At 59.9% G+C, this 8,230-nt stretch carries 6 protein-coding genes; all 6 read right to left on the minus strand.

Translation table 11 applies throughout. From position 1 onward, the window contains the following. Positions 1–849: ATP-binding cassette domain-containing protein (locus tag ACIOVB_RS09290; RefSeq protein ID WP_401266963.1), on the minus strand; the 849-nt coding region annotated here is incomplete at its 3' end. A gap of 1 nt (position 850) precedes the next feature. Then, the gene (locus ACIOVB_RS09295) at positions 851–1,870 is read right to left on the minus strand and encodes an ABC transporter permease (protein ID WP_064390489.1); all 1,020 of its coding nucleotides are present in this window, start codon (positions 1,868–1,870) and stop codon (positions 851–853) included. 1 nt (position 1,871) lies between these two features. Further along, positions 1,872–2,945, minus strand: coding sequence for a microcin C ABC transporter permease YejB (locus ACIOVB_RS09300; protein WP_095190979.1), 1,074 nt, complete (start codon positions 2,943–2,945; stop codon positions 1,872–1,874). 4 nt (positions 2,946–2,949) lie between these two features. Next, positions 2,950–4,791 (minus strand): extracellular solute-binding protein, encoded by a 1,842-nt coding sequence (locus tag ACIOVB_RS09305; protein WP_401266965.1) that lies wholly within the window; start codon positions 4,789–4,791, stop codon positions 2,950–2,952. After that, on the minus strand, positions 4,788–6,620 hold the full coding sequence (locus ACIOVB_RS09310) for an extracellular solute-binding protein (RefSeq protein ID WP_401266968.1): 1,833 nt from the start codon (positions 6,618–6,620) through the stop codon (positions 4,788–4,790). The genes ACIOVB_RS09305 and ACIOVB_RS09310 overlap by 4 nt, the downstream gene beginning before the upstream one ends. 204 nt (positions 6,621–6,824) lie before the next feature. Then, positions 6,825–8,228, minus strand: coding sequence for a transglycosylase SLT domain-containing protein (locus ACIOVB_RS09315; RefSeq protein WP_401266971.1), 1,404 nt, complete (start codon positions 8,226–8,228; stop codon positions 6,825–6,827). Positions 8,229–8,230: the final 2 nt, after the last annotated feature.

Raw genomic sequence — 8,230 nt, forward strand, 5'->3', positions numbered from 1 at the left:
GACTTTCAGGTCCTCGACCTCAAGCAGCGGCGCCCCGATTTTATTGGTCGCCGGGCCTCCGCTGGGCTCCGCGCCGAGCAATTCCCGAGTGTACGGATGCTGCGGCGAACGGAACAGCTCTTCGCACGATGCCTGTTCGACGATGCAACCGCGCTGCATGACACATACGCGATGCGCAATTCTTCGCACCAGGTTCAAATCGTGACTGATCAGTAGCAGCGACATGCCCAATCGAGCCTGAAGTTCCTTGAGCAAATCGAGGATTTTCAGCTGAACGGTCACGTCCAGTGCGGTGGTCGGTTCGTCGGCAATCAGCAGTTCCGGCTCGTTGGCCAGGGCCATGGCGATCATCACGCGCTGGCGCTGGCCGCCGGACAGTTCATGGGGCAGGGCCTTGAGGCGCTTGTGCGGCTCCGGGATGCCGACCATCTCCAGCAATTCCAGCGTGCGTTTGGTCGCGACTTTGCCGGTCAGGCCCTTGTGGATGCCCAACACCTCGTTGATCTGCTTCTCGATCGAGTGCAGCGGGTTGAGCGAGGTCATCGGCTCCTGAAAGATCATCGCGATACGGTTGCCACGGATGTGGCGGATGGTCTTTTCGCTCAGGCCCAGCAGGTTTTGCCCGGAATAGTTGATGCTGCCAGCCGGATGCCGCGCCAAAGGGTAGGGCAGCAGGCGCAGGATCGAGTGCGCCGTCACCGATTTGCCCGAGCCGGATTCACCGACCAAGGCCAGGGTCTCGCCGCGCTTGATATCGAAGCTGACGCCCTCGACCACCCGGTGTATGCGCTCGCCAAAGCCGAATTCGACGGCGAGGTCGCGTACTTCGATCAGATTGTCCTGATTCATTTCACTTCCTCGGGTCGAAGGCATCGCGAGCGGACTCGCCGATAAACACCAGCAAGCTCAACATCAGCGCGAGCACAGCGAACGCGCTCATGCCCAGCCACGGCGCTTGCAGGTTGGATTTGCCCTGCGCGACCAGTTCACCCAGCGACGGACTGCCGGCCGGCAAGCCGAAACCGAGGAAGTCCAAAGCGGTGAGGGTGCCGATGGCGCCGGTGAGGATGAACGGCATGAAGGTCATGGTCGAGACCATGGCGTTGGGCAGGATGTGGCGGAACATGATTGCGCCATTCTGCATGCCCAGCGCCCGTGCAGCTCGCACATATTCAAGGTTGCGGCCACGCAGGAACTCGGCGCGCACCACGTCGACCAGGCTCATCCACGAGAACAGCAGCATGATCCCCAGCAGCCACCAGAAATTCGGCTGGACGAAACTGGCGAGAATGATCAGCAGGTACAGCACCGGCAAACCCGACCAGATCTCCAGAAACCGCTGACCGGCCAGATCGACCCAGCCGCCATAGAAACCCTGCAAGGCCCCGGCAATCACGCCGATGATCGAACTCAGCACGGTCAGCGTCAGGGCAAACAGCACCGAAATGCGGAAGCCGTAAATCACCCGCGCCAACACATCGCGGCCCTGATCGTCAGTGCCCAGCAAGTTGTCCGCCGAGGGCGGGGCAGGGGCGGGGACTTTCAGGTCGTAGTTGATGCTTTGATAGTTGTACGGAATCGGCGCCCACAACACCCACGCATCCTTGGCCTTGAGCAGTTCACGGATGTACGGGCTCTTGTAGTTGGCTTCCAGCGGGAATTCGCCGCCGAAGGTGGTTTCCGGGTAGCGCTTTATCGCCGGGAAATACCAGTTGTTGTCGTAATGCACCACCAGCGGCTTGTCGTTGGCGATCAGCTCGGCGCCCAGGCTCAGGCCGAACAGAATCAGAAACAGCCACAGCGACCACCAGCCGCGCTTGTTGGCCTTGAACAGTTCGAAGCGGCGGCGGTTGAGAGGGGACAGGTTCATCTCAATGCTCCCGGCTTTCGAAGTCGATGCGCGGATCGACCAAGGTGTAGGTGAGGTCGCCGATCAGTTTCACCACCAGCCCGAGCAGGGTGAAGATGAACAGGGTGCCGAACACCACCGGATAATCGCGGTTGATCGCCGCTTCGAAACTCATCAGGCCCAGGCCGTCGAGGGAGAAGATCACCTCCACCAGCAACGAGCCGGTGAAGAAGATGCCAATGAACGCCGACGGGAACCCGGCAATCACCAGCAACATGGCGTTGCGGAACACGTGACCGTAGAGCACGCGATGGCGGGTCAGGCCCTTGGCCTTGGCGGTGACCACGTACTGTTTGTTGATCTCGTCGAGGAAGCTGTTTTTCGTCAGCAGGGTCATGGTCGCGAAGTTGCCGATCACCAGTGCGGTCACTGGCAGTGCCAAGTGCCAGAAGTAATCGAGGATCTTGCCGCCGAGGCTTAACTCATCAAAGTTGTTCGAGGTCAGGCCCCTTAGCGGGAACCAGTCCAGATAACTGCCGCCGGCAAACACCACGATCAGCAGAATCGCAAAGAGAAACGCCGGGATCGCATAGCCGACAATGATTGCCGAACTGGTCCAGACGTCGAAATGGCTGCCGTGTCGCGTGGCCTTGGCGATCCCCAGCGGGATCGACACCAGGTACATGATCAGCGTGCTCCACAAGCCCAGCGAGATCGACACCGGCATCTTTTCCTTGATCAGGTCGATGACCTTGGCGTCGCGGAAAAAACTGTCGCCGAAGTCCAGCGAGGCGTAGTTCTTGACCATGATCCACAGACGTTCCGGGGCCGATTTATCGAACCCGTACATGTGCTCGATTTCCTTGATCAGCGCCGGGTCCAGCCCCTGCGCGCCGCGATAAGAGGAACCGGCCACCGAGACTTCGGCACCGCCGCCCGCGATGCGACTGGTGGCGCCTTCGAAGCCTTCCAGCTTGGCAATCATCTGCTCTACCGGGCCACCGGGCGCAGCCTGGATGATCACGAAGTTGATCAGCAGAATGCCGAACAGGGTCGGGATGATCAGCAGCAGTCGCCGAAATATATACGCCAGCATCTGATTACTCCGTGCCCGCAGGGTCGGCTTGCAGTTTGGTTTCGACTTCTATTGCCGGTTTGGCATCGGGCTTGACCCACCAGGTGCTCGTACCGATGTCGTACTTGGGCGAAACTTTCGGATGGCCGATGTGGTTCCAGTACGCCACGCGCCAGGTTTTGATGTGCCAGTTGGGGATCACGTAGTAGCCCCACTGCAACACGCGGTCCAGCGCACGGGCGTGGGCCACCAGGCTTTTGCGCGAGTCGGCGTTGATCAGGTTCTCGACCAGTTGATCGACGATCGGATCTTTCAGACCCATGGTGTTGCGACTGCTCGGTTTGTCGGCGGCGGCGCTCATCCAGTATTCGCGCTGTTCGTTACCCGGCGAATTGGACTGCGCAAAGCTGCCGACCATCATGTCGAAATCCCGCGAACGCACGCGGTTGATGTACTGCGAGACGTCGACGCGGCGGATCACCAGTTCGATGCCAAGGTCGCTGAGGTTGCGCTTGAGCGGCAACAGCACGCGTTCAAAATCGGTCTGCGCCAGCAGGAACTCAATGACCACCGGTTTGCCGGTGGCGTCGACCATTTTGTCGTCGACGATCTTCCAGCCAGCCTCTTGCAGCAGTTGGTAGGCCTCACGTTGTTGGGTACGGATCATGCCGCTGGCGTCGGTCTTCGGGTTCTCGAAGGATTCGCTGAATACCTGCGCTGGCAGTTTGCTGCGGAACGGGTCGAGGATCGCCACCTGGTCAGCGTCGGGCAATCCGGTGGCGGCCATTTCCGAGTTCTCGAAATAGCTGCGCGTGCGTGTATACGCACCGTTGAACAACTGCTTGTTGGTCCATTCGAAATCGAACAGCAGGCCCAGCGCCTGACGTACTCGGACATCCTGGAACACCGGGCGGCGCAGGTTGAAGACAAAACCCTGCATGCCGGTCGGGTTGCTGTTGGGGATCAATTCCTTGATCAGGCGACCTTCAGTCACCGCCGGGACGTTGTAGGCGTTGGCCCAGTTCTTGGCGGTCATTTCCAGCCAGTAGTCGAACTGTCCGGCTTTCAGCGCTTCCAGCGCGACAGTGTTGTCACGGTAGTAATCGGTGGTCATCGTGTCGAAGTTGTAGAACCCGCGATTGACCGGCAGATCCTTGCCCCAGTAGTCCTTGACTCGCTCGTAGCGCACCGAGCGGCCAGCCTTCACTTCGGTGACTTTGTACGGGCCGCTGCCCAGCGGAATTTCCAGATTGCCCTTGCTGAAGTCACGATCGGCCCACCAGTGTTTTGGCAACACGGGCAGTTGACCCAGGATCAGCGGCAGTTCGCGATTGTTGGTGTGCTTGAACTTGAACAGTACCTTGAGCGGGTCTTCAGCGACAACTTCGGCCACGTCGTTGTAGTAACCGCGAAACAGCGGTGAGCCTTCCTTGGTCAGGGTCTGGAAGCTGAACACCACATCGTCGGCGCGCACCGGGTGACCATCGTTGAAGCGTGCTTCGGGTCGCAGGTAGAACCGTACCCAGCTGTTGTCCGGGGCCTTTTCGATCTTGCCGGCGATCAAGCCGTATTCGGTAAAGGGCTCGTCGAGACTGTGCTTGGTCAGGGTGTCGTAGATCTGCCCGATGTCATCGGCCGGTACGCCTTTGCTGATGAACGGGTTGAGGCTGTCGAACCCGCCGAACCCGGCCTGGCGAAAGATCCCGCCCTTGGGCGCGTCGGGGTTCACGTAATCGAAATGCTTGAAATCGGCCGGGTATTTCGGCGGCTCGTTGTACAGGGTCACGGCGTGTTGCGGGGCGGCCAAGGCCAGCCCGGCGAACAGCATGCCGCTGGCCTGCAGGAGCAGGGCGCGGATAGGCTTCATTGCTCTTTCTCCGAAGACTTCAGCCACCACGCACTCAGGCCCAGGGTGTAGGGCGGCGTGGTGACGAAGGCCAACCGGTTGCGGTAGGCCAGACGGTGATAATTGATGTACCAGTTGGGAATGATGTAGTGCTGCCAGAGCAGCACGCGGTCGAGTGCCTTGCCGGCAGCGACCTGCTCATCGCGGGTTTGCGCGGCGAGCAATTGTTCAAGCAGGTGATCGACCACCGGGTTGGCGATGCCTGCGTAATTCTTGCTGCCCTTGACCCCGACCTGACTGGAATGGAAGTACTGCCATTGCTCAAGGCCCGGGCTGAGTGTCTGGTTGAGCGTCATCAGGATCATGTCGAAATCGAACTGGTCCAGACGTTGTTTGTACTGTGCGCGGTCTACCGTGCGCAGGCGGGCGTCGATGCCGATACTCTTGAGGTTCTCGATATACGGCTGAAGGATACGTTCCAGATTCGGGTTGACCAGCAGCAGTTCGAAACTCAGTGGCTGGCCGGTGGCGTTGCGCAGGCGCTGACCGTTGAGCTTCCAGCCAGCCTCTGCCAGCAGCGCCAGAGCATTGCGCATGGTTTCCCGAGGGATGCCGCGCCCGTCGGTCTGCGCCAACGTGAACGGTTCGGTGAACAGTTTGGCCGGCAATTGATCCTTGTACGGCTTGAGCATCAGCCATTCATGTCCGACCGGTACGCCGCTGGCACTGAATTCGCTGTTGGGGTAGTAACTGGTGGTGCGTTTGTAGGCGTCGCTGAACAGCGCGCGATTGGTCCACTCGAAATCGAACATCAGGCCCAGGGCTTCGCGGGTTTTGACGTCGGCGAAGGTTGCGCGCCGGGTGTTCATGAACAGGCCCTGACTCTGGGTCGGAATCTGATGCGGGATCTGCGCTTTGATCACCTCGCCACGGCGCACGGCCGGGAAGTTGTAGCCGTTGGCCCAATTCTTGGCCTGATGCTCAATGTAGATGTCGAACTCACCGGCCTTGAACGCTTCGAATGCCACGTCGCTGTCGCGGTAGAACTCGACCTCCATGCGATCGAAGTTGTACTTGCCGCGATTGACTGGCAAGTCCTTGCCCCAGTAGTCCTTGACCCGTTCGAAGATCAATTGGCGACCCGGCGTCACCGAGGTAATGCGATACGGCCCACTGCCCAGCGGCGGCTCGAAGGTCGTGGCCTTGAAGTCGCGATCCTTCCAATAGTGCTGCGCCAGCACCGGCAACTCACCGAGGCGCAGGATCAACAGGGGATTGCCGGAGCGCTTGAGCACGAAGCGGATGCGCTGTTTGTTGAGAATGTCGACCCGCAGCACTTCCTGTAGCGCCGTGCGGTATAGCGGGTGGCCTTCCTTGAGCAGCAGGCGATAGGAGAACGCCACGTCGTAGGCGGTGATCGGCGTGCCATCGTGAAAGTGTGCTTCAGGGCGCAGATTGAACACCACCCAGCTGCGATCCTCGCTGTACTCCACCGATTGCGCGATCAAGCCGTAACTGGAGGCCGGTTCATCGCCGGACGGCGAGTACTGGCCGGTGCCGACCATTAGCGGCTCGTTCAGCTCGTTGATGCCGTACTGAAGAAAATTCCCGGTGGATACAGGGCTGCTGCCCTTGAACGTGTACGGATTGACCGTATCGAAGGTGCCAAACGCCATCACCCGCAACGTACCGCCCTTGGGCGCTTGCGGGTTGACCCAGTCGAAGTGGGTAAATCTGGCCGGGTACTTGAGCGTGCCGAACTGCGCATAACCGTGACTTTCGGTAATCGTCGCGCTTGCGGGTGAGCTCAAGGCCAGGCTGATCAGGAACAGGAGGAGGGGACGCTTCAAGTCAGATCCGATCCAGGCGGCTTGGGCTTTGTGGGCCGTACAGTAACAGCTTGTATGGACAGGAAAAAGATAGGCGGTTAATGCAGTGTTAATGCAAAAAAAAAATCGTCCGATCGCGGCCCTAGCCTTCGGCAGCTCCTACACGGATCAATGCAGGTGCTGCCGAAGGCTCGGGCCGCGATCGAACGATCTTTTGATTTCTACTCAGTGCGGCTGATAAACCGTGAGCATCTGCCCAGGCTTCAACGCTTTTCCGGCACCCGGATTCCAGCGTTTGAGATGTTGCATCTCAACGTTGAAGCGCTTGGCGACCACATACAGCGTGTCGCCGCGCTTGACCTTGTACTGGGTCTGCTGCGCGCTGTCGGCTTTGCCTTTAGTCTTGCTGTTGGCCGCGATCACGGTGTTGACCCGGCCACTGTTGCGCGAAGGGCTGCGTTTGGTGATGTCCTGCATCACCAGCGTCTGGCCGACCTTGAGGTTTTTGCCACTCAGTTTGTTCCAGCGTTGCAGATCCTTCACTTCGACCTTGTTGGCCTTGGCGATGGAGCCGAGGTTGTCGCCACGCTTCACACGATAGGCGCGCTTGAGCTGTGCCACTTCGCTTGGATCGGCACCGTCGAACACCGGTTTCAGCGAGCGTGGGCTGATCAACTCTTCAGGACGCATGGTTTGCAGGCTGGCGGTCAGCAGTTGCGCCTTGGACGTCGGCACCAGCAAATGCTGAGGGCCGTCGATGGTGGTGCGCTGTTTGAACGCCGGGTTGAGCTGGAACAGTTCGTCTTCATCGATGTTGGCAACGGCAGCGACTTTGGACAGGTCCATGCGCTGGTTGATTTCGACGACCTGGAAGTACGGCTCGTTGGCGATCGGGTTGAGGTTCACGCCGTAGGCTTCCGGCGCCAGCACCACTTGCGACAGGGCCAGCAGTTTCGGCACGTACGCCTGGGTTTCCGCCGGCAGCGGCAGGTTCCAGTAGTCGGTCGGCAGACCGAGCTTCTCGTTGCGCTCGATGGCGCGGCTGACCGTGCCTTCACCGGCGTTGTAAGCCGCCAGCGCCAGCAGCCAGTCGCCGTTGAACATGTCGTGCAGACGGGTCAGGTAATCCATCGCCGCTGTGGTCGAGGCGGTGATATCGCGACGGCCATCGTAGAAGCGGGTTTGACGCAAGTTGAAGTAACGTCCCGTGGAAGGGATGAATTGCCAGAGACCCACCGCGTTGGCCCGGGAATAGGCCATCGGGTTGTAGGCGCTTTCAATCACCGGCAGCAGGGCCAGTTCCAGCGGCATGTTGCGTTCTTCGAGGCGTTCGACGATGTAATGAATGTAGAGGCTGCCGCGTTCGCCGGCATTCTCGAGAAAAGAGGGATTACTGGCGAACCACAGGCGCTGCTGCTCGATTCGCGGGTTCACGCCCAGACCTTCCTGCAGCTGGAAACCCTGGCGCATGCGTTCCCAGATGTCCTGGGGAACCTGTGGGCTGGGCTTCTCGGTCAGCCATATCGGCTTCTGCTTGGCTCGCGCAGCAATGTTTGGCGTATGCGTCGCTTCAGTCTGCGGAGCATGGCTGGAACAGCCCGCCAGCGTGGCGGACACAGCCACCGCGATGG

It is taken from the genome of Pseudomonas sp. NPDC087639, assembly GCF_044743385.1.
Classification (GTDB): Bacteria; Pseudomonadota; Gammaproteobacteria; order Pseudomonadales; family Pseudomonadaceae; genus Aquipseudomonas.

Excerpts from the sequence above, each read along its gene's own strand:
- ACIOVB_RS09295 (WP_064390489.1), bottom strand. The coding sequence starts at position 1,870 with ATGAACCTGTCCCCTCTCAACCGCCGCCGCTTCGAACTGTTCAAGGCC.
- ACIOVB_RS09300 (WP_095190979.1), bottom strand. The coding sequence starts at position 2,945 with ATGCTGGCGTATATATTTCGGCGACTGCTGCTGATCATCCCGACCCTG.
- ACIOVB_RS09305 (WP_401266965.1), bottom strand. The coding sequence starts at position 4,791 with ATGAAGCCTATCCGCGCCCTGCTCCTGCAGGCCAGCGGCATGCTGTTC.